Below are 18,995 nucleotides of genomic sequence, written 5' to 3' on the forward strand. Positions count from 1 at the left end.
GCCCGACCCGTTACCCATGCCCGCCCGTCCTGCCCCCGCTGGAGGACTGTCCCAACCCGGCATCGATGCATCCTCGGATCGCCTCCTGGCGATCGTTCTGGAATCGCTGGACGATGATCAGGCGCAGGAAGTCGTGAGCATTCCGCTTGCCGGCAAGAGCAGCATTGCCGATCACATCGTGATCGCGTCGGGTCGTTCGTCCCGGCAGGTGGCCGCCATTGCCCAGAAGTTGGCCGAGCGGATCAAGCAGACGATGGGCCGCAATGTCCGCATCGAAGGCCTGCCCGTCGCCGACTGGGTGCTGATCGACGCGGGCGACGTGGTCGTCCATGTCTTCCGCCCGGAGGTCCGCAGCTTCTACAATCTCGAGCGCATGTGGGGCTTCTCGGACGCACCGCTGGCTGCCGGCGAGGCCTGATCTCCTTCAAGCGTACCCCGGGGGCCGAATGCTGCTGCACATCGTCGCACGGGGACGCATCGGCCGCTCGCCAGAGGCCGATCTCGTCGAGCGCTATCTCAAGCGCGTGACGCTGCCCACCAAGGTCACCGAACTGCCGGATCGTGGCGGCAAGGCGCCGCCGCCCCTGCCCGCCCAGTCGGTCATGGTGATGCTCGATGAAACCGGCAAGCAGCTGACCTCCATGGCCTTTGCCGAGCAGATCGGCCGCTGGCGGGACGACGGCGTGCGCGAGTGCCGCTTCATGATCGGCGCGGCGGACGGGTTCGAGAGCGCAGACCGGGCCAGCGCCGATCTGCTGATCGCGTTCGGGGCGATGACCTGGCCGCACATGATGGCGCGGGCGATGCTGGCCGAACAGCTCTGGCGCGCCACCAGCATCCTCGCCAACCACCCCTATCACCGGGAGGGATGAGGCGCGGTGGCGGCGAGCTGGACCCGACTGCCCCGGCCAATGGCCTCGCGGCCGTCCCTGCCCGTCATGCTGGCCACTGCTGCCCTGCTCGTCACCGCCATCGCGGCACCGCTGGCTCTCTCTGCCCAGCGCAATCCGGCGCCGCAGGCCCCTCAGGCGGAGATCGCCCGACAGCAGGCCGCGCTGGCTCGCGCCCGCGCGCAGGGCGAGGAAGCCCGCAAGCGTGGCGAAGCCCTGGAAGCCCGTGCCCGCGCCTCCTCCGCCGCAGCCGACAAGACCCGCAACGAGATCGCCGCGCTCGCCGCCCGCATCCAGCAGAGCGAGGCCGATCTGCGCGCGGGCGAGGCGCGCATGGCGATCATCATCACGCGCCAGCGCGAGCAGCGGCGCCAACTCGCCACCCGCCAGCAGCCGATCGTGCGACTGACCGCCGCCCTGCAGCAACTGGCCCGGCGCTCGCCTGTGCTCGCACTGGTCGCGCCCGGCACGATCAGCGAGGCGGTGCATCGCCGCATCGCGCTCGCGCAGATATTGCCGACCATCACTGCCTCCACGCAGGATCTGCGGGGTGCCATTGCGCGCAGTGCCGATCTGCAGCGCAGCGCGGAGGCGGCAGCGCAATCCCTCGTCCGCACCCGCGCCGGGCTGAAGACGCAGCAGGCCGCGCTCAGCACGCTTGAACAGCGCCAGCGCGGCACTTCCCGGCAGTTGCGCGCGGAGGCCAGCCTGCAGACCGAGCGCGCCCTCGCCATGGGCGAGCAGGCCCGTGATATCAGCGATCTGATGGACCGGATCGGCGATGCGGCGCAGGTGCAGGAGGCGTTGCTGCGCCTGCCCGGCCCGATGCCCCGGCCGGCCCGTCCGCAAAACAGCGCCGCACCGCCCCCTGAGCGACCGAGCGTCGCCGCAGGCCAGACCCCGGCCCCGCCCTATCGCCGGCCTGCCATCGGCGACATCGTCACCGGCTTCGGGGAATTGAGCGCAGGCGGCGTGCGCGCGCGGGGCATCACCATGGCGACCGCAGCCGGGGCCGCGGTCATCGCGCCCGCAGCGGGGCGAGTCGCCTTTGCCGGGCCGTTTCGCGGCTATGGCAAGATCGTCATCCTGGAGCATCGCGGCGGCTGGACGAGCCTGCTGGCCGGGCTCGACCGGCTGAGCGTGGCGCCGGGAGACTCGTTGCGTCAGGGCGACCCGGTCGGCGCGACCGGCAGCGACCCGGCCCGCCTCATCATCGAGCTGCGCCAGCAGGACCGCGCTGTCGATATTGCTTCTCTTGTCCGCTAACGCCGTTCAGCAGCGCGTAACGCTATCTTCGCTACGCTGGCGTGCGACCTAGGCAGAACCGTTGTTCCTGCTATAGGTCAGGACAGCATTTTTGTCGAAAGCGTCTCCATGGCCAATGCCCGCCGCACCCTGTTTCTCCGTTCCGCCGCGATCCTGGGCGCCATCGCGCTCATTCCCGCGTCGACCTCTGCCGTCACGGAGACCGAGGGTGAGACTTACAAACAGCTCGATCTGTTCATGGACGTGTTCCAGCGGGTGCGCGCCAATTATGTCGAGCAGGTCGATGATGCGACGCTGATCAAGGGCGCCATCGAGGGGATGCTCTCCAGTCTCGATCCGCATAGCGCCTATCTGGATGTCCGCTCTTTCGAGAATTTGCGCACCCAGACCGAGGGCAGCTATGGCGGCCTCGGCCTCTCCGTCACGATGGACGAAGGCGTGGTGAAGGTGATCGCGCCGACCGACGATACCCCCGCCGCGCGCGCGGGCATCAAGGCCGGCGACTATATCACGCATATCGACGGCAAGCTGATTTATGGCGGCACGCTCGATGAAGCGGTCGAGAAGATGCGCGGCGCGCCGAATACCAAGGTGAAGCTCACCATCGCCCGCGAAGGCCGCACCGAGCCGTTCGACGTGGAACTGACGCGCGCGATCATCGATATCAAGCCGGTCAAATGGCAGGTGAAGGGCGATGTCGGCGTCATCAAGATCGTCAGCTTCTCCGCCGATACCGGCGCTGACGTGCAGAGCGCCATTCGCGGCATCGACAAGTCGCTCGGCCACAAGCCGATCGGCTATGTACTGGACCTGCGCTCCAACCCCGGTGGGCTGCTGGATGAAGCTGTGCGCGTCTCCGACGCCTTCCTCGAGCGCGGCGAGATCGTCTCGCAGCGCGGCCGCCAGCGCGGCGACACCCGGCCTTATTATGCCCGGCCCGGCGATGATGCGCAGGGCCTGCCCGTCGTCGTGCTGATCGATGCGGGTTCGGCTTCCGCCTCCGAGATCGTGGCCGGCGCCCTGCAGGACCAGAAGCGCGCGCTCATCATGGGTGAGCGCAGCTTCGGCAAGGGCAGCGTGCAGACGCTGTTGCCGCTCTCGCAGGATACGGCGCTGCGGCTCACCACGGCGCGCTATTACACGCCATCGGGCCGCTCGGTGCAGGAAGGCGGCATCGAGCCGGATATTCTGGTGCCGCAGCTCTCCGACCCCGATTACGCCAAACGGCCGAAATATCGCGAAAGCGACCTGCGCCGTCACCTCATCAACGAGGCCAAGCTGGATCGCTCGGAGCTGGAGGCGGACAGCAACCCCGATCCGCGCTTCACCGCGACGGCGGAGGATCTCAAGAAGCAGGGCGTTGAGGACTTCCAGCTCCATTACGCGCTGCAGACTCTCGGCCGCCTCAACGGGACGCCGCAAATGGCGGCAGCCCCGGCGACGAAGGCACGGCGGTAAGCAGACCGATGTCGCGTGACGCCTCCCTGTCGCTCGCCCGGTTCGTGGCGGTGATGCTGCCGACCCTGTTGCTGGGCGGCGCGCTGCTCTCACAGCATGTCGGCGGGCTGTTCCCATGCGAAATGTGCATGTGGCAGCGCTGGCCGCATCTGGGCGCGATTATCGCTGCCCTTGCCGCGATTGCCCTGCGCCGCACCGCGCCGATGAGCGCGATGTTCACCATGCTCGCGGCGCTGGCCATCGCGACCAGCGGCGCCATCGGCGCATTTCACGCCGGTGTCGAATATGGCTGGTGGCAGGGCCTGACCAGTTGCACGGCGACCATGGACACGTCTTCTGGCCAGTCGATGCTGGATTCGATCATGTCGGCCACGCTGGTGCGCTGCGATGTCGCGCCTTGGTCGATGTTCGGCATTTCGCTCGCCGGCTACAACGCGATCCTCTCGCTGGGCGGGGCGTTGCTGATCCTGGTCCTGGTCCTCAAATGGAGCCGGTCATGACCGACAGCGCGCGCGTCTCGCCCCGTCCCGGCCAGCGCCGTGCGGACCGCGCCTCGATGCTGCGGGTCGATCAGGCCGGCGAATATGGCGCGGTGCGGATTTATGCCGGCCAGCTCGCCGTGCTGGGCGACCGTCATCCGATCAGCCGCGAGATTGCCGGCATGGCGGCGCAGGAAGAGCGGCACCGCGCGCATTTCGATGCGATGATGGTGGAGCGCGGCGTGCGCCCCACGCTGATGCAGCCCTTCTGGCATGTCGCCGGCTTTGCGCTCGGCGCCGCGACGGCGCTTATCGGCCCGCGCGCGGCGATGGCCTGCACCGCCGCCATCGAAACCGAGATCGACGATCATTACGGGCAGCAGCTCAAGGAGATCGGCGAGGATGACCCGGCGCTGACCGAAGCGATCACGGACTTCCAGGCCGAAGAAGTCGAGCATCGCGATGCCGCGATTGCCCATGGCGCAGAATCCGCGCCTGCCTATCCCTTGCTTTTCGGGGCGATCCGGCTTGGCTGCCGCGCTGCCATTGCCCTCTCGAAGCGGATTTAAGAAGGAACCTGTCGATGCGTGCCCTCGTCCTTGCACTCCCCCTCAGCCTCGCTCTTGCGGCACCCGCCTTCGCGCAGGCGGCCCCGGCCGCTCCAGCCGCCGGGCCGGAGGACGTCGCGAAGGTGAAGCAGGTGTTCGTCTATGGCGAAGACCCGTGCCCGGCGAGCGAGGGCGACGAGATCGTCGTCTGCGCGCGGATGCCCGACAATGATCGCTACCGCATCCCCAAGGAACTGCGCACCGATCCCAACAGCCCGGCCGTGCAAAGCTGGGCCAATCGGGCTAGGTCGATCGAATATGTCGGCGCGTCCGGGACCGACAGTTGCTCGCCCACCGGCTCGGCTGGCTTCACCGGCTGCTTCACGCAGATCGCGCGTGCGGCGCGCGAGGAGCGCCAGAAGATGCTCGGGTCCGGCACCTGGGCCGATGCCGTCGCCAAGGCGCGCGAGGAGCGGCTCGGCAATCTCGATGCGGAATCCGCGCAGATCGAAGCGCAAGCCAAGGCCGATGAGGAAGCCGCGCGGCTCAAGGCGCAGCGTGAGGCCCAGCAGCAGGGCCCGACCGTCACGCCCTGATCGCGCGAGGCGTTACAGGAAATATTGCAGCTTCACCGCCGTCTGCTTCGCCGCGCCAGGGGTGACGGTGAGGACGACGGCCTCAAAGCCCGGCGCGCCGAAGCGCAGGCGGGGGTTGCGCGAAAAGCCGACCCCCTCGCGCGGGATGCCCAGCATCGTGTCCAGCCGGCTGTTGCTGTTCTCATCGTGGAAGACGAGCAGCGCATAGTCGCCGGGCGGCACGCGTGCGAAGAGAAGTTCGGCATGGTCGCCCGCCGCAACGCTGGCCGTGAGGGCGAGTGGGTCCTTCTCGCATTTGGGGAAATGGGAGCGGTCTTTGGTGAGACAGGCACGCAACATGCCGCGACTGGACCGCAAGCCCTCGAACCGCACATCGATCTGGCCGGTGGCCGGTGCAAGGCCCGCCGCTGCCGGAACGACCGCATCGGCGGTGCGCACGGTGGCCGCGCCATCTTCACCCAGCGCCAGGGTCGGCGCGCCGAGCGAGAGCAGCAGGCCGGTCAGCATCAGCGGCCGTGCGACACGACGCGCCAGACCATGGTCGGCACCGTCAAAGAACATCATGCAGCATTATCCCTTGCCGGCGCGGGGTCATCATTGTGCGGCATGGTGGCGGAGCCTCCCGCCGGCGTCGGCGCGAACCGGGGGGACAGGCCGCGGTCCGTGCCGCACAGCCGGTCCCACACGCGGAAATAGAGGCCGTAATTGCAGCGATATTGCTCATGATGCTTCTCATGGTGAGACGCGGTGATCAGCCAGCGCCCGGCCGGGCCGTTGACCAGCCAGCGCGGGAACATCTCCCAGCCCATATGATTGGTGACACCCATGACAGTCATCACCGTTAGCACCACCCCCAGTGCCGCAACATGAATGGGAATGACGAAGACGAGAAACGGGATGACGACTGCACCGGTCACAGCTTCCCACGGATGGAAGCTCATCGCCGCCCAGGCCGTGGGCGGCCGGCTGGCGTGATGCACGGCATGGGCGACGCGAAACCAGGCCGGGCGGTGGAGCAGCCGATGCGTCCAGTAGAACCAGGTATCGTGCGCAGCGAGATAGAGCAGCACGGAGATCGGCAGATACCAGAGCGGGTAGGCATCGACATCCGTGTAGATCAGCGTCCAGCCGTGGCTCTGCCAGCCCCAGGCGACAATCCCCGCCGGCAGGCCGAAGATCAGCGCCGAGAGGAGCGACCAGCGGATTTCCGCACCGATCTGCCGGCGCAGCCCGGCATAATGGCCGGGGCGTGTCATCCGGGTCGCCAGCGCGAACCCGCCACTGGAAAGCAGGTAACGCACCGCGATGATGCCGGACATCGCCAGAATGGACGCAAGGATCAGCATCGCGGGCTGCATGGCGATGCTATAGGGAGCCCCGCCTGAGAGGGAAACGATAATCGGTAAAGCGTTCGCGCCGGTCGCTCGCCAAGCGCAGGGATAAGTTCCCCCGCCCCTTCGGGCATCGTTCACGCGTCACTGGCCGATAGCCAAGCGCCTCCCCCTCGGCTAGGGCTGCGCGGATGACAGGCGCACGACCTATCGATCTGGCCATTGTCGGCGGCGGCCTTGCCGGCAGCCTGATCGCGCTGGCCCTGCGCGCGCGGCGACCTGAGCTGCGCGTCGTGGTGATCGAGGAAGCCGCGCGCGCCGGCGGCAATCAGCTCTGGTCCTGCTTTGCCGAGGATGTCGCGCCCGCCGATCGCTGGCTGATCGAGCCGCTGATCGTGCATGGCTGGGGCGGCTATGACGTGCGCTTCCCGGGTCAGGAGCGGCGCCTGCCGAGCAGCTATGCGACGCTGACCAGCGAGCGGCTGGGGATGCGCCTGCACCGCGCCATGCCGGAGGGTGACCTGCTGTTCGACCGGGCGGCAACCGCACTCACGCCGAACAGCGTCACTTTGGCCGATGGACGCGTGATCGAGGCGCGCGGCGTCATCGATGCGCGCGGACCGGGCGACATGAGCGCGCTGGAGCTAGGCTATCAGAAATTCGTCGGGGCGAGTTGGCTGTGTCATACCCCCCACGGCCTTGCCGAACCGATCATCATGGACGCAACCGTCGATCAGCAGGACGGCTATCGCTTCGTCTACACCCTGCCCCTCTCCCCCACCGAGCTGTTCATCGAAGACACTTATTATGCCGATGGCCCGGCGCTGGATGAGCCCGTGCTCGCGGCGAGAATTGCGGCTTATGCCCAGGCGCAGGGCTGGGAGGGCGCGGCGCGCGGCCATAGCGAGACCGGCGTGCTGCCCGTGTGCATGGGCGGCGATTTCGCGCGGCTGTGGGAGGCCGAATCCCCCGGCGTCGCCAAGGCCGGACTGCGCGGCGGCTTTTTCCACGCGCTCACCGGCTATTCGCTGCCGGACGCGGTGCGCAATGCACTCGCCATCGCGGCGATGGACGATCTCTCCGGCCCGGCCCTGCATCAGGCGATGCGCGCGCGCGGCGCCGCGCACTGGCGCGGGCAGGCTTATTACCGGATGCTCTCGCGGCTGCTCTTCCGCGCCGCCGAGCCGCAGGAGCGCTGGCGGGTGCTGGCGCGCTTCTACCGGCTTGACCCATCCCTCATCGCCCGCTTTTATGCCGGGCAGAGCACCCTTTTCGACAAGCTGCGCGTTCTGACCGGGAAGCCTCCTGTTCCCGTCAGCCGAGCCATTTCAGCCCTTGGAGCGACACGCGGATGAAGACAGCCATCGTCATCGGCGCCGGTTTTGCGGGCCTTGCCCTCGGCCTGCGCCTGCAATCGGCGGGCATCGCCACCACCATCGTCGAAGGGCGCGAACTGCCCGGCGGCCGCGCCTATATGTGGCAGAAGGAGGGCTTCACCTTCGATGCCGGGCCGACCGTCATCACCGACCCGGATTGCCTTGCCCAGCTGTGGCGCCTGACCGGCCACGATATGGCGCAGGACGTGACGCTGCTGCCGGTCAGCCCCTTCTACCGCCTGCACTGGCAGGACGGCACGACCTTCGATTATGGCAATGACGATGCCGCGCTGAATCGCGAGATCGCCAAGCTCGATCCCGCCGACATCGCCGGCTACCAGCGCTTCCTCGCCTATAGCGCCGAGGTCTATCGCGAGGGCTATGAGAAGCTGGGGCATGTCGCCTTCCTCGACTTCAAGTCGATGCTCAAGGCCGCGCCGGACCTCGCCCAGCATCAGGCCTGGCGCTCGGTCTATTCCATGGTTTCGAGCTTCGTGAAGAACGAGAAGCTGCGCCAGGCGCTGAGCTTCCACACGCTGCTGGTCGGCGGCAACCCGATGACGACCAGCGCCATCTACGCGCTGATCCACAAGCTGGAGAAGCAGGGCGGCGTCTGGTTCGCCAAGGGCGGCACCCATGCGCTGGTGCGCGGCATGGTTACGCATTTCGAGCGGCTGGGCGGCACGCTGATCCTCGGCGATCCGGTCGCCAAGATCGAGACGGTGGGTGATCGCGCGACCGGCGTGGTGACCCGCTCGGGCCTGCATATCGAGGCCGATGCGGTGGCGAGCAACGCGGACATCATGCACAGCTATGCCGACCTGCTGGCCGACCATCCGCGCGGCCAGCGGCAGGGCGCCAAGCTGTTCCGCAAGCGCTGGAGCCCCAGCCTGTTCGTCGTCCACTTCGGCATCGAGGGGACCTGGCCGGGCATCCCGCACCACATGATCCTGTTCGGCCCGCGCTATAAGGAGCTGCTGACCGACATCTTCGACCATGGCGTACTGTCGCAGGATTTCTCGCTGTACCTGCATCACCCGACCGTCACCGACCCCGATCTGGCGCCGCCGGGCCACTCGACCTTCTATGCGCTGGCGCCGGTGCCGCATCAGGGCAAGCTGCCGGTGGACTGGAACGAGGTGGGGCCGATCCTCACCGGGCGCATTCTCGACGAGATCGAGCGCCGGCTGATCCCGGACATCCGCTCGCGCATCAAGGTGCAGTTCTCCTATGCACCGAGCGACTTCACCCATGATCTCAACGCGCATCTGGGCAGCGCCTTCAGCCTGGAGCCGCTGCTCACCCAGAGCGCCTGGTTCCGCACCCACAATCGCGATGATGTGATCAACAATCTCTATTTTGTCGGCGCGGGCACCCATCCGGGCGCCGGCATTCCCGGCGTCGTCGGCTCGGCCCGCGCGACGGCGGCCCTGATGCTCGAGGATCTGGCATGACATCCTTCAACCGGCTGGCCGTCTATTGCGGCTCCGCCACCCCACCCGACCCGATCTACATGGAGACCGCGCGCGCCGTCGGCACCGGGCTGGCCCGGCGCGGCATCGGCGTCGTCTATGGCGGCGGCAAGGTCGGGCTGATGGGCGCCATTGCGGATTCCGCGCTGGCCGCCGGCGGCGAAGTGATCGGCGTGATCCCCGAGGCTCTGGTGAATGCCGAGGTTGCCCATCGCGGCCTCACCGAACTGCACGTCGTGCCGGACATGCACAGCCGCAAGGCGCTGTTCACCACGCTTTCCGATGGGTTCGTGACCCTGCCGGGCGGCGTCGGCACGATGGACGAGCTGTGGGAAGCCGTGAGTTGGGCGCAGCTTGGTTATCATGACAAGCCGGTCGGGCTGCTAAACGCCGGCGGATTTTACGATCAGCTGATCGGCTTCAACCGCCAGATGATCGAAACCGGCTTCATCCGCCCGCCCCACGCCAACATCCTCATCGCCCGCGAGACGCTGGACGACCTGCTGGACGCGATGGCCGCCTATACGCCCCATGAAACGATCTTCGCGATGAAGGTCGACCGGCTTTGAGGGGAAACATGAGCCCCTCCCCTTCAGGGGAGGGGTTGGGGTGGGGAGCGCCCGTGACGCAAGGTGCACGCCTTCTGATCCACGCAAAAGCGATGCGGCACGAGGCGACGCCATGCGAGATCATTCTCTGGCGACATCTGAGTCGGTCCCAGCTTGGCGGGCACAAATTTCGTCGGCAGCATGTGCTGGGGCCGTTCATTGTGGATTTCTTCTGCCCCGCCAAAAAGCTGATCGTCGAGGTGGATGGCGATACGCATGATCCGAAAGAAGATGCGCGCAGGGATGCTGCGTTAACCGCGGAAGGTCATTACGTTCTGCGGTTCACTAACGAAGATGTGCGCACCAATCTCACCGAGGTTCTGGAGGCAATACTGACGCGTTTGAATTCAGCACCAGCCCGTTGGGCAGCGCCGTCCCCCACCCCATCCCCTCCCCTGAAGGGGAGGGGCTAGATGCTGGAGCAACGCCCTGCCCTTGTCGGTCTCGCGCAGGAGAGCATTGCGCGCGGGTCGAAGAGTTTTCGCACGGCCTCGCGGCTGTTCGACCGGGAGACGCGCGAGCGGGCGTGGTTGCTCTATGGTTGGTGCCGCGCCTGCGATGACATTGCCGACGGGCAGGATCATGGCGGGACCATGCAGGCGACCGGCGACCCCATGGCCCGGCTGGCGGACATTCGCGCGCGAACCGAGCGCGCTCTCGCGGGGCGGGCCGGGCTGGACGATCCTGCCTTTGCCGGCGGGGCGCTGGTCGCGGCCGAATGTGCCATTCCGCGCCGCTATATGGACGATCTCATCGAAGGCTTCGCGCTCGATGCGCAGGGCTGGCGACCGCAGACCGAGGACGATCTGCTGCGCTATTGCTATCATGTCGCGGGCGCGGTCGGCTGCATGATGGCCATTGTGATGGGCGTCGCGCCCGATGACGAGGCGACGCTGGACCGCGCCTGCGATCTGGGGCTGGCCTTCCAGCTCGCCAATATCTCCCGCGATGTCGCCGAGGATGCGGCAGGCGGGCGCTGCTATCTACCCGCGGACTGGCTCATCGAGGCTGGCATCGACCCGGCCGACCCTATGGCGGCGGAGCAGCGCCCAGCCCTCGCGGCGGTCACGGGGCGCGTGGCGGCGATGGCGGCGCGCTATGAGGACAGCGCCCGGCATGGCACCCCAAAGCTGCCGTTCCGCTCGGCATGGGCGGTGCTGGCTGCCGCGGGCATCTATGGCGGCATTGCCCGGAAGGTCGCCGCCGACCCGCAGGAGGCGCTGCGTCGGCGCCTGTTCACCCGCAAGGCGGAGAAGCTGGGCTGGCTGCTGCGCGCCGGCACACAGGCTGGTCGGCGCACCAGCCTCTACCCGCCAGCGCCGCGTGATCCATCGCTCTGGAACCGGCCTCGCCAAGGCGCGCGCATTTCGGAGGCTTGATCCCGATCAATTTCTGCATGGGCGCGATCTGCTGAAGAGGCAGGCGGGAGGACATGCATGATTCCGTCACGTCACGCTTATTATCGCAACCGCGCCAATGAACATCGCCGTCTGGCGCAAGTCGCCGCGGAACCCGCACAGCGCCTGATGCACGATCGTCTGGTGGAGGCCTATCTGGGTCTGGCGCGCGAATCGCGGCTGCGGCAGGTCGTCCGGCTCAAGGCCTGAGCGCAGCCGCGCCCAGACAAGCCGATCATCCCTGCTTGAGCAGCCTGAGCGCCCGCGCGCGCAGCCGCCCAAGGCCCGCATCGTGCAAGGCGGGAACGGCGCAGAGCATCCCCGTCACATAGGGGTCGGGCTTGTTGAAGATGATGGGTTCGCCCAGCGCATCGGTAACGCGGGCGCCGGCTTCCTGCGCGATGAGGGTCGCGGCCGCCAGATCCCATTCCGCCCCGCGTCGCAGGCCGGCCACAAGATCGGCTTCATTCGCGGCTACCATCGCCATGCGCAGGGCAATGCTGTTGGGCTTGGCGACCATGCGGTAGTCGATATCGATGCCGCCCAGATGATCGAGCGGCACGCGGGCGCCCGAGAGCGTGGCGTGGTCGCCCACGGCGAGCCGCTCCGGCTGTGCCCCCGTGCGCTCCCGCCACGCACCAGCGCCCCGCACCGCCCACCAGCGCTCGTTACGCGCCGGCGCGCTCAGCACCGCGACAGTCGGGACGCCATCCTCGACCAGCGCGACCGAAACCGCCCACCCGGCCCGGCCCCGCACGAAATCGCGGGTGCCGTCGATGGGGTCGATGATCCACGCTCGCCGAGCCTCAGCGCGTCCGGCCGTCTCCGCGCTTTCCTCGGAGAGCCAGGCGGCATCCGGCAGAAGCGCGCCAAGCTGTGTGCGCAGCAGCGCATCGGCGGCGAGATCGGCCTCGCTCACCGGCTCGCCGGGCCGCTTCTCCCAATGGCCGTGCATGGGTGCGCCGGCTTCCCAGAAACGCATGGCCAGCAGGCCGGCAGCGTCGGCTATGGCCAGAATATCGGCCAGAAGATCCAGAGAGGGGGGCTCACTCCCCGGCAACGGTCATCCCGTCGATGCGCAGGGTGGGCACGTTAATCGCGCGGCGGAAGGTGAGATCGTTCGCAGCGATGATCCGCCCGAACATCTCCTTGAGATTGCCCGCGATGGTGATTTCAGACACGGCGTGGCTCACCGTGCCGTTCTCGATCAGGAAGCCGGAGGCGCCCCGACTGTAATCGCCGGTGACGCCGTTGACGCCCTGGCCGATCAGTTCCGTGATGAACACGCCGCGCTTCACGTCCGCGAACAGATCGCGCACGCTGGCCGTGCCGCCTTCCAGATGCACATTGCTCGCACCCACGCCCGGCGAGCCGCCGCCCCGCGTGGCATGGCCGGTGGGATCGAGCCCGAGCTGGCGGGCCGAGGCGCTGTCGAGCATCCAGCCGGTCAGCACGCCGTCATCAATGAGGCGCCGCCGCCCAGTTGGCAGCCCTTCGCCGTCGAACGGCCGCGAGCGCAGGCCCCGCTCGCGCAGCGGATCATCAATGACGCTCAGCCCCTCGGGCAGAATGCGCTGGCCAAGGCTGTCGAGCAGGAATGTCGCCTTGCGGGTGACGGATGGCCCGGCGATGGCGCCGAGCAGATGCCCGATCAGGCTGTTACCCACGCGCGGATCGAAGATCACCGGCATCGTACCGCTCGGCACCCGGCGCGCGTTGAGCCGCGAGACCGCGCGCGCGCCGGCGCGCTGGCCGATGCTGTCCGGCCCTTCCAGATCATCGAGATGCCGGGCACTGTGGCTGGCAAAGTCGCGCTGCATCGTGGCGCCCTCGCCCGCCAGCACGCTGGCGTAGAGCGAATGGCTGGTCCCGGCATAAGCGCCCGAAAAACCGTGGCTGGTGGCCAGAGCCGCCTGCGCGCGGGAGAAGCCTGCGCCGGCGCCTTCGCTGTTGGTGACGCCCAGCACGCTGCGCGCCGAATCCTCCGCCGCCAGCGCCCTCTCGCGCAGTTGGGCCGGCGTCGGCTCCTCATCATCCTCGATATCGAGCGAGGGCAGGCGGCGCCGCATCAGCATCTGCTCGGGCGCGAGACCCGCATAGGCATCTTCCGGCGCCTCGCGGGCCATGGCGACGGCGCGCTCGACCAGCGTTTCGAGCGTGCGGGGCGTCAGGTCCGATGAAGAGACGCTGGCCGAGCGTTGGCCGACAAACACGCGCAGGCCGAAATGCTCGGACTCGGATTGCTCGACATCCTCCAGCGCGCCCAGCCGCACCGTCACGCCGGACGAGGCATCGCAGCCATAGACGGCGTCGGCCGCATCCGCGCCCGCCTTGCGGGCCGCGGTGACCAGCGACCGGGCGCGATCGAGAGCTTCGTTAAGGCTGAGCATGAAAGACGCGGTCCGAATGATGTCTGATGAAAGGCCGCGCTTTAGCTCCCGCGGCGAGGCGACGCAATGCGGCTGCGTCAGGTGCCTTCCGACCAGCCGCCCCGCTTTGCGACGAACCGAGGACAGCAACATTTTTTATAGGGAACCACCAGGCCTCGCCGATCCTTTTGTTGATAACATCAACCCACAGGAGCATCTCATGGCGACTGAAACATTCACCGACGCGATTGCCCTGCTCAAAGCGGATCATCGCACGGTCGAGGATCTGTTCGAGAAGTTCGAGAAGGCCAATGCGGCTGGCCGCAAGGAATCGCTGGCCCGGGAAATCTGCACCGAACTCAAGATCCACACCATGCTGGAAGAAGAGATCTTCTATCCGGCCTTTCGCGGCAAGATCGAAGATGATCTCATGGACGAGGCCTATGTCGAGCATGACGGCGCCAAGGTGCTGATCAACGAGATCGAAGCCGGCTCTCCGCAGGAAGATTTCTACGATGCCAAGGTGAAGGTGCTCTCGGAAGAGATCGAGCATCACGTGAAGGAGGAGGAACAGCCCTCCAAGGGCATGTTCGCCCAGTGCCGCAAGACCGACGTCGACCTGGTGGAACTGCGCGACCGGATGCTCGCCCGCAAGAAAGAGCTGCTGGCGCAGGCGAAGAGCGAAGGCCTGCCCCCGGCAGAGCCGCGCACGCTCAGCGTTTCGGCCGTCTGACCCGGACAAGACGGCATGTCGGCGGCGTTTTCATTGTTCGAATCTTCCGATAAGGACGCCGCCGCGCCGGCGCAGCACCGCAATGATGCCGAGCGCACCCGCCTCGGCATCATTTTGCCGCGCTTTGGCGGATTGGGCCGAGACGCGGCCTTGCGACAGGCGCAAAGCGAGCAATCCGGCGACTGGATGCTTCGGCACCGCGATTAGGCAGCGGGCGGCTGTTCCGTCTGCCTGCTCTCCAACCAGTAGCGCAGCATGTGATGGGCGACCGCGATGGGGGACGGCGGCAGGAACCTAGCGCCCTCCTCCCCGGCCAGAGCGGCGCGGACCTCATCGACGCTCACCCAGACGGCTTCGGCGATTTCTTCCTCGTCAAGCGTCAACGCGTCATCATCGGCCTGCGCGATGCAGGCGACCATGAGCTGGGAGGGGAACGGCCAGGGTTGGCTGAACAGATAGTCGACCTGCCCGGTGCGCACGCCGCATTCTTCCCACAGCTCCCGCCGCACGGCTTCCTCGATGGTTTCGCCCGGCTCGACAAAGCCGGCCAGTGCGGAAAAGCGGCCGGCCGGAAAGCGCGGATTGCGCCCGATCAGCACCTTGCCGCGATATTCGGCCAGCATGATGACCACCGGATCGGTGCGCGGAAAATGCTCCGCGCTGCACCGGCTGCACTGGCGCGCCCAGCCTGCCTTGATCGGATGGGTATCGCCGCCGCAGCGTGCGCAGAAACGGTGGCGATCATGCCAGTCGACCAGGCTGCGCGCCGCCGCATAATGCGCGGCTTCGGCCATGGTGAGCTGCGGGATGATGTCCCACACTTTCGCGGGAAAGCTCGGGGGCTCGACGCTGTGCTCGACGAGCAGCGACACAAAGACCGGCGTGCCATCCTCGCGCAGCCCGAGCAGGGCGTGGTCGGCCAGCACAGCACCGGGCGGCACCAGCTCGCTGGCGAGCGTGCCGTCTGCCTCGATCACCGGGTCCAGCCCATCGAGTTGCACGATGCGCGCGCGCGGATCGGCCCAGGCCCCGGCCAGCCGGTCGGGGTGCACGCGCAGCTGATCGGCGCGGTCGAGCGTGCCGCCGGTGAAGGTGATTGCCTGCCGTGCGGGCAGATCAGGCCGGGTCATGATGCGCATTCTCCTGCTCTCTGGCGTCCAGTGCCGCTTGCGCCGCCCGGGCAAAGACGGTGGGCAGCCCCGCATCGGCCAGCGTGTCGAGGGGCCACAATTGGCCCGGCCCCAGGGCGCTGGCAAGCACGGCGGGATCGGCCCCATTCTCGATCCGCAGCATGGCCACGCGCAGATCGAGCGCGAAATGGGTGAACACATGGCGCACCGGCTGGTTGAGCACGCGCCACCCGCCCGCCAGCGGCGCATGCGGGAGAGCCTCTGGCGCCTCGCTCCAATCGCTGGTCGGCAGCGCGAGCATTCCGCCGAGCAGGCCCTTGTCCGGCCGCCGGACGAGCCAGACCGCATCGCCGGCCTCCACCCACCAGGCGGTGCCGCTGCGCGTCGGGCGCGCCTTCTTCGCGGCCTTGAGCGGATAGCGCGCCGGATCGCCCGTCGCCCGCGCGGCACAAAGCTCCGGGAGCGGACAGGCGAGGCAGGCGGGATTGCGCGGGGTGCAGACCGTGGCGCCCAGATCCATCATGGCCTGCGCGAAATCGCCGGCATGATCCTGTGGCGTGATGCGGTCGGCCAGCGCGCGCAGGATCGGCTTTGCGGCCGGCAGAGCCGTCTCCACCGCGAACAGCCGGCTCACCACGCGCTCGACATTGCCATCCACCACGACGGCGCGCTGCTCGAAGGCAATGGCAGCGACGGCCGCCGCCGTATAGGCCCCGACTCCCGGCAGCGCACGCAATCCCGCTTCGTCCGAGGGGAAACGCCCGCCCAGCGCCCCTGCGACATAGCGCGCGCAGGCCAGCAGATTGCGGGCGCGGGCATAATAGCCAAGACCTGCCCAAGCGGCCATCAGATCGCCATCCTCGGCAGCCGCCAGCGCCTCGACCGTGGGCCAGCGCGCCAGAAAGCGCTCATAATAAGGCGCGACGGCCGCCACCGTCGTCTGCTGGAGCATGATTTCGGAGAGCCAGACGCGGTACGGGTCCGGCGGCGGCGCGCCGGGCGGGCTGCGCCAGGGCAGCGCGCGCGCATGGCGGCGATAATGGGCCAGCAACGCCGGCGCGACCGCCTCTTCCATCCCCCGCGTTGCGATTAATCCATCGACGGCCATGGCGTGCCTATGGCATGGACGCAGCCATGACAGAAGCCACCCCAGATGCGCAGGCGCCCACAAAGGCCAGCCGGGCCAAACGCCCGGCCGCGCGCAAGGCCAATGGGGCCGGCAAGGCCGAGATGCCGCCGCAGGAACGGCCGCGAATCAACGCGCCCCGCGCGATTTCCGATCTCATGCCGGACATTGGCCGGGCCGCCTTCCGCAAATTCGGCTTCATCCAATCGAGCATCGTCACGCGCTGGGCCGAGATTGTCGGCAAGCGCTATGCGGAGCTGACCAGCCCCGACTCGATCCGCTTCCCCACCGGCAAGCGCTCGGGCGGGACACTGCAGCTGACCGTCGCCAGCGGCCATGCGCCGATGGTCCAGCATATCGTGCCGGAGATCATCGAGCGGGTGAACCGCTTCTTCGGCTATGAGGCCGTCTCCCGCGTCGCCATCAAGCAGGGCCAGGTCATCCCGCGCGAGCCGGTGCATCGCCCGCCGCCCACCATGCTGCGCCCGATCCCCCAGGAGCTGGGCGAGGGCCTGCGCGAAGTGAGCGACCCGGAACTGCGCACCGTGCTCGAATCGATGGCGCGCAGCTTCTCCAACCCTGTGCGCCCCCCCAAGATCAGCTAAGCCAAATTTCCACCACGGGACCATGCCCATGACCGTCATCTCGTCCGCTTCGTCCGTCTCCCGACAGATCGCCGCATTGGGTGCCCTGTGCCTTGCGGCCCTGACGCTTGCCCTCGCCCTGCTGCTGCCAGCCCCCGCCAGTGCGCAGCGCAGCGCGGCGCGCGACTGGAGCCAGACGGTGACGCTGGGTGCAAACGGCGCCTTCGTGGTCGGCAATCCGGCGGCGCCCACCAAGCTGGTCGAATATCTGAGCTACACCTGCTCGCATTGCGCGGATTTTCAGGCGACCGGAACGCCCGCGCTCAAGGCCCAGTGGATCCGGCGCGGCCTGGTCTCGCTGGAGCTGCGCAATTTCGTGCGCGATCCCTTCGACCTGACGGCGGCGCTGCTCGCGCGCTGCGGCGGCGCGACGCGGTTCGTTGGCAATCATGAGGCGATGTTCGCCGATTATCAGGCCTGGATGACTCGCGCGCAGAGCTTTGCCCAGGCGCAGGAAGGCAAGCCGCCGGCCGCCAATCGCGCCGCGCAGCTGACCGCCATTGCCGACGGCACCGGGCTCGGCCCGCTGCTCGCCAAGCGCGGCCTGACGCCGGCGGGCCAGGGCAAATGCCTGGCCGACGAGGCGATGCTCAAGACCGTGCTCGGGCTGACCTCCAGCGCCGGCACCTTCAAGGAATTCACCGGCACGCCCTTCTTCCTGCTCAACGGCAAACCGCTGGAGAATGTGCATACATGGGACGCGCTGCGCCCCCTGCTGCCGCCATTGCCCGCGTCCGGCAAGTGAGCTAGACCGGCCTGCACAGCCACTTTCCGTCCCCCGATCGATGAGGCCCATCCGTCCCATGAAACGCCTTGCTACCGCCCCGCTCGCCCTCGCTCTGCTTGCTCTCGCTGCCTGCGGCTCCCAAGATGGCAATTCGAGCGCGCCCATCGGCAAGGTGGAGGGCAAGGCCGCCCCGGCGGGGACCACATGGGCGCAGCAGGTCGTCGCGACGCCCGAGGGCGGCATCCGCATGGGCAACCCGGATGCGCCGATCAAGATCATCGAGTTCGCATCCAACACCTGCCCGCACTGCGCGCACTTCTCCGAGGAATCCAAGGATGTGCTCGAGCGCGATTATGTGAACACGGGCAAGGTCAGCTTCGAGTTCCGCAACTTCGTGATGAACCCGCTGGACATCAGCATGGCCATGTTGGCCCGCTGCACCGGGCCGGAAGCCTTCTTCCCGCTGACCCACCAGTTCTTCACCAATCAGCAGGCGATCATCGAGAAGCTCCAGTCCGCCGGCGAGGATGCGTATAAGAACGCGATGTCGGCCGCGCCGGATCAGCGCTTCCAGCGCATGGCCGAGGCGGCCGGGCTGATCGAGTTCGCCATGGAGCGCGGCGTGCCCGAGGCCAAGGCCCGCCAGTGCCTGGCCGACCCCAAGACGGCCGAAACGCTCGCCGCCAATGTGGAGCGCGACACGGCGCAATATTCCATCACCGGCACGCCGAGCTTCATCATGAACGGCAGCAAGCTCGACAATGTGTCGACCTGGCCGCAGCTCGTCGAGCAGCTGAAGAACGCAGGCGCCTGATTGGCGAGGCTGGGGGGCCATAGCATCGGGG

The 18,995-nt window shown here is 67.8% G+C and carries 24 protein-coding genes; 18 read left to right on the forward strand and 6 right to left on the reverse strand.

Annotated elements, in window-relative coordinates; genetic code table 11:
* Positions 1-16 precede the first annotated feature (16 nt).
* The 7 genes from rsfS (at position 17) to M2339_RS10045 (ending at position 5,237) form a co-directional block, all read left to right on the forward strand.
* Positions 17-418 carry a ribosome silencing factor gene (rsfS, locus tag M2339_RS10015; RefSeq protein ID WP_181561330.1) on the forward strand — a complete coding sequence of 134 codons (402 nt, stop codon included), beginning with the start codon at positions 17-19 and terminating at the stop codon, positions 416-418.
* A gap of 28 nt (positions 419-446) precedes the next feature.
* Entirely contained in the window at positions 447-872 is a 426-nt protein-coding gene (locus tag M2339_RS10020; protein WP_264584431.1) for a 23S rRNA (pseudouridine(1915)-N(3))-methyltransferase RlmH, read from the forward strand.
* Between the two features lie 66 nt (positions 873-938).
* Positions 939-2,156 carry a murein hydrolase activator EnvC family protein gene (locus M2339_RS10025; RefSeq protein WP_264606322.1) on the forward strand — a complete coding sequence of 406 codons (1,218 nt, stop codon included), beginning with the start codon at positions 939-941 and terminating at the stop codon, positions 2,154-2,156.
* Positions 2,157-2,264: 108 nt separating this feature from the next.
* Complete coding sequence (locus M2339_RS10030; protein WP_264569636.1) at positions 2,265-3,614, forward strand: S41 family peptidase; 1,350 nt, start codon at positions 2,265-2,267, stop codon at positions 3,612-3,614.
* Between the two features lie 8 nt (positions 3,615-3,622).
* Positions 3,623-4,114 carry a disulfide bond formation protein B gene (locus M2339_RS10035; protein ID WP_264586719.1) on the forward strand — a complete coding sequence of 164 codons (492 nt, stop codon included), beginning with the start codon at positions 3,623-3,625 and terminating at the stop codon, positions 4,112-4,114.
* Positions 4,111-4,662, forward strand: coding sequence for a demethoxyubiquinone hydroxylase family protein (locus M2339_RS10040; protein ID WP_264576392.1), 552 nt, complete (start codon positions 4,111-4,113; stop codon positions 4,660-4,662). The genes M2339_RS10035 and M2339_RS10040 overlap by 4 nt, the downstream gene beginning before the upstream one ends.
* A 14-nt stretch (positions 4,663-4,676) precedes the next feature.
* Positions 4,677-5,237 (forward strand): hypothetical protein, encoded by a 561-nt coding sequence (locus M2339_RS10045; protein ID WP_264586718.1) that lies wholly within the window; start codon positions 4,677-4,679, stop codon positions 5,235-5,237.
* A gap of 12 nt (positions 5,238-5,249) precedes the next feature.
* Here M2339_RS10045 and M2339_RS10050 read toward each other — a convergent pair whose 3' ends face one another.
* Positions 5,250-5,801, reverse strand: a complete 552-nt coding sequence (locus M2339_RS10050; protein ID WP_264586717.1) for a DUF2141 domain-containing protein — start codon at positions 5,799-5,801, stop codon at positions 5,250-5,252.
* Positions 5,798-6,595, reverse strand: a complete 798-nt coding sequence (locus M2339_RS10055) for a sterol desaturase family protein (RefSeq protein WP_264606323.1) — start codon at positions 6,593-6,595, stop codon at positions 5,798-5,800. Before M2339_RS10055 ends, M2339_RS10050 begins: the two co-directional genes overlap by 4 nt.
* Before the next feature lie 164 nt (positions 6,596-6,759).
* On the opposite strand from M2339_RS10055, the gene crtY reads away from it, so the two are divergent.
* Genes crtY through M2339_RS10085 form a run of 6 tightly spaced genes read left to right on the forward strand, consistent with a single transcriptional unit; the run spans position 6,760 to position 11,631 of the window.
* Entirely contained in the window at positions 6,760-7,923 is a 1,164-nt protein-coding gene (gene crtY, locus M2339_RS10060) for a lycopene beta-cyclase CrtY (protein ID WP_264586715.1), read from the forward strand.
* Positions 7,920-9,398 carry a phytoene desaturase gene (locus tag M2339_RS10065; protein WP_181558906.1) on the forward strand — a complete coding sequence of 493 codons (1,479 nt, stop codon included), beginning with the start codon at positions 7,920-7,922 and terminating at the stop codon, positions 9,396-9,398. The genes crtY and M2339_RS10065 overlap by 4 nt, the downstream gene beginning before the upstream one ends.
* Positions 9,395-9,985, forward strand: a complete 591-nt coding sequence (locus M2339_RS10070) for a TIGR00730 family Rossman fold protein (protein ID WP_264586714.1) — start codon at positions 9,395-9,397, stop codon at positions 9,983-9,985. Before M2339_RS10065 ends, M2339_RS10070 begins: the two co-directional genes overlap by 4 nt.
* 53 nt (positions 9,986-10,038) lie before the next feature.
* Positions 10,039-10,437 carry an endonuclease domain-containing protein gene (locus M2339_RS10075; RefSeq protein ID WP_264586713.1) on the forward strand — a complete coding sequence of 133 codons (399 nt, stop codon included), beginning with the start codon at positions 10,039-10,041 and terminating at the stop codon, positions 10,435-10,437.
* Positions 10,438-11,403: a phytoene/squalene synthase family protein gene (locus M2339_RS10080; RefSeq protein WP_264586711.1), complete on the forward strand. Its 966-nt coding sequence runs from the start codon at positions 10,438-10,440 to the stop codon at positions 11,401-11,403.
* A 57-nt stretch (positions 11,404-11,460) separates the two neighbouring features.
* Complete coding sequence (locus M2339_RS10085) at positions 11,461-11,631, forward strand: hypothetical protein (protein WP_181558903.1); 171 nt, start codon at positions 11,461-11,463, stop codon at positions 11,629-11,631.
* 25 nt (positions 11,632-11,656) lie between these two features.
* Here the strand turns inward: M2339_RS10085 and M2339_RS10090 are convergent, their stop codons facing one another.
* The gene (locus M2339_RS10090; protein WP_264586710.1) at positions 11,657-12,481 is read right to left on the reverse strand and encodes a 3'(2'),5'-bisphosphate nucleotidase CysQ; all 825 of its coding nucleotides are present in this window, start codon (positions 12,479-12,481) and stop codon (positions 11,657-11,659) included.
* Positions 12,468-13,811, reverse strand: coding sequence for a TldD/PmbA family protein (locus tag M2339_RS10095; RefSeq protein ID WP_264586709.1), 1,344 nt, complete (start codon positions 13,809-13,811; stop codon positions 12,468-12,470). The genes M2339_RS10090 and M2339_RS10095 overlap by 14 nt, the downstream gene beginning before the upstream one ends.
* A 199-nt stretch (positions 13,812-14,010) precedes the next feature.
* Between M2339_RS10095 and M2339_RS10100 the strand changes: the two genes are divergently transcribed.
* Together M2339_RS10100 and M2339_RS10105 are read left to right on the forward strand one after the other, a co-directional pair.
* Entirely contained in the window at positions 14,011-14,523 is a 513-nt protein-coding gene (locus M2339_RS10100) for a hemerythrin domain-containing protein (RefSeq protein ID WP_181558900.1), read from the forward strand.
* A 33-nt stretch (positions 14,524-14,556) separates the two neighbouring features.
* The gene (locus tag M2339_RS10105) at positions 14,557-14,730 is read left to right on the forward strand and encodes a hypothetical protein (RefSeq protein WP_264606324.1); all 174 of its coding nucleotides are present in this window, start codon (positions 14,557-14,559) and stop codon (positions 14,728-14,730) included.
* On the opposite strand, the gene nudC is transcribed toward M2339_RS10105, so the two are convergent.
* Both nudC and mutY read right to left on the reverse strand, forming a co-directional pair.
* Positions 14,727-15,653 (reverse strand): NAD(+) diphosphatase, encoded by a 927-nt coding sequence (nudC, locus tag M2339_RS10110; protein WP_264606325.1) that lies wholly within the window; start codon positions 15,651-15,653, stop codon positions 14,727-14,729. The genes M2339_RS10105 and nudC overlap by 4 nt on opposite strands.
* On the reverse strand, positions 15,640-16,761 hold the full coding sequence (mutY, locus tag M2339_RS10115) for an A/G-specific adenine glycosylase (protein ID WP_264586706.1): 1,122 nt from the start codon (positions 16,759-16,761) through the stop codon (positions 15,640-15,642). Before mutY ends, nudC begins: the two co-directional genes overlap by 14 nt.
* A 26-nt stretch (positions 16,762-16,787) precedes the next feature.
* On the opposite strand from mutY, the gene M2339_RS10120 reads away from it, so the two are divergent.
* From M2339_RS10120 to M2339_RS10130, 3 genes are read left to right on the forward strand one after another with little or no spacing between them, the layout of a single operon-like run.
* Entirely contained in the window at positions 16,788-17,384 is a 597-nt protein-coding gene (locus M2339_RS10120) for a DUF721 domain-containing protein (RefSeq protein WP_413714801.1), read from the forward strand.
* A gap of 28 nt (positions 17,385-17,412) precedes the next feature.
* Positions 17,413-18,168, forward strand: a complete 756-nt coding sequence (locus M2339_RS10125; protein ID WP_264586705.1) for a DsbA family protein — start codon at positions 17,413-17,415, stop codon at positions 18,166-18,168.
* Between the two features lie 58 nt (positions 18,169-18,226).
* Positions 18,227-18,964 carry a DsbA family protein gene (locus M2339_RS10130; protein WP_264586704.1) on the forward strand — a complete coding sequence of 246 codons (738 nt, stop codon included), beginning with the start codon at positions 18,227-18,229 and terminating at the stop codon, positions 18,962-18,964.
* Positions 18,965-18,995 lie beyond the last annotated feature (31 nt).

The sequence above is a fragment of the Sphingobium sp. B2D3C genome (genome assembly GCF_025961835.1).
Classification (GTDB): domain Bacteria; phylum Pseudomonadota; class Alphaproteobacteria; order Sphingomonadales; family Sphingomonadaceae; genus Sphingobium.

Excerpts from the sequence above, each read along its gene's own strand:
- rsfS (WP_181561330.1), top strand. The coding sequence starts at position 17 with ATGCCCGCCCGTCCTGCCCCCGCTGGAGGACTGTCCCAACCCGGCATC.
- M2339_RS10020 (WP_264584431.1), top strand. The coding sequence starts at position 447 with ATGCTGCTGCACATCGTCGCACGGGGACGCATCGGCCGCTCGCCAGAG.
- M2339_RS10025 (WP_264606322.1), top strand. The coding sequence starts at position 939 with ATGCTGGCCACTGCTGCCCTGCTCGTCACCGCCATCGCGGCACCGCTG.
- M2339_RS10030 (WP_264569636.1), top strand. The coding sequence starts at position 2,265 with ATGGCCAATGCCCGCCGCACCCTGTTTCTCCGTTCCGCCGCGATCCTG.
- M2339_RS10035 (WP_264586719.1), top strand. The coding sequence starts at position 3,623 with ATGTCGCGTGACGCCTCCCTGTCGCTCGCCCGGTTCGTGGCGGTGATG.
- M2339_RS10040 (WP_264576392.1), top strand. The coding sequence starts at position 4,111 with ATGACCGACAGCGCGCGCGTCTCGCCCCGTCCCGGCCAGCGCCGTGCG.
- M2339_RS10045 (WP_264586718.1), top strand. The coding sequence starts at position 4,677 with ATGCGTGCCCTCGTCCTTGCACTCCCCCTCAGCCTCGCTCTTGCGGCA.
- M2339_RS10050 (WP_264586717.1), bottom strand. The coding sequence starts at position 5,801 with ATGATGTTCTTTGACGGTGCCGACCATGGTCTGGCGCGTCGTGTCGCA.
- M2339_RS10055 (WP_264606323.1), bottom strand. The coding sequence starts at position 6,595 with ATGCAGCCCGCGATGCTGATCCTTGCGTCCATTCTGGCGATGTCCGGC.
- crtY (WP_264586715.1), top strand. The coding sequence starts at position 6,760 with ATGACAGGCGCACGACCTATCGATCTGGCCATTGTCGGCGGCGGCCTT.
- M2339_RS10065 (WP_181558906.1), top strand. The coding sequence starts at position 7,920 with ATGAAGACAGCCATCGTCATCGGCGCCGGTTTTGCGGGCCTTGCCCTC.
- M2339_RS10070 (WP_264586714.1), top strand. The coding sequence starts at position 9,395 with ATGACATCCTTCAACCGGCTGGCCGTCTATTGCGGCTCCGCCACCCCA.
- M2339_RS10080 (WP_264586711.1), top strand. The coding sequence starts at position 10,438 with ATGCTGGAGCAACGCCCTGCCCTTGTCGGTCTCGCGCAGGAGAGCATT.
- M2339_RS10085 (WP_181558903.1), top strand. The coding sequence starts at position 11,461 with ATGATTCCGTCACGTCACGCTTATTATCGCAACCGCGCCAATGAACAT.
- M2339_RS10095 (WP_264586709.1), bottom strand. The coding sequence starts at position 13,811 with ATGCTCAGCCTTAACGAAGCTCTCGATCGCGCCCGGTCGCTGGTCACC.
- M2339_RS10100 (WP_181558900.1), top strand. The coding sequence starts at position 14,011 with ATGGCGACTGAAACATTCACCGACGCGATTGCCCTGCTCAAAGCGGAT.
- nudC (WP_264606325.1), bottom strand. The coding sequence starts at position 15,653 with ATGACCCGGCCTGATCTGCCCGCACGGCAGGCAATCACCTTCACCGGC.
- mutY (WP_264586706.1), bottom strand. The coding sequence starts at position 16,761 with ATGGCCGTCGATGGATTAATCGCAACGCGGGGGATGGAAGAGGCGGTC.
- M2339_RS10120 (WP_413714801.1), top strand. The coding sequence starts at position 16,788 with ATGACAGAAGCCACCCCAGATGCGCAGGCGCCCACAAAGGCCAGCCGG.
- M2339_RS10125 (WP_264586705.1), top strand. The coding sequence starts at position 17,413 with ATGACCGTCATCTCGTCCGCTTCGTCCGTCTCCCGACAGATCGCCGCA.
- M2339_RS10130 (WP_264586704.1), top strand. The coding sequence starts at position 18,227 with ATGAAACGCCTTGCTACCGCCCCGCTCGCCCTCGCTCTGCTTGCTCTC.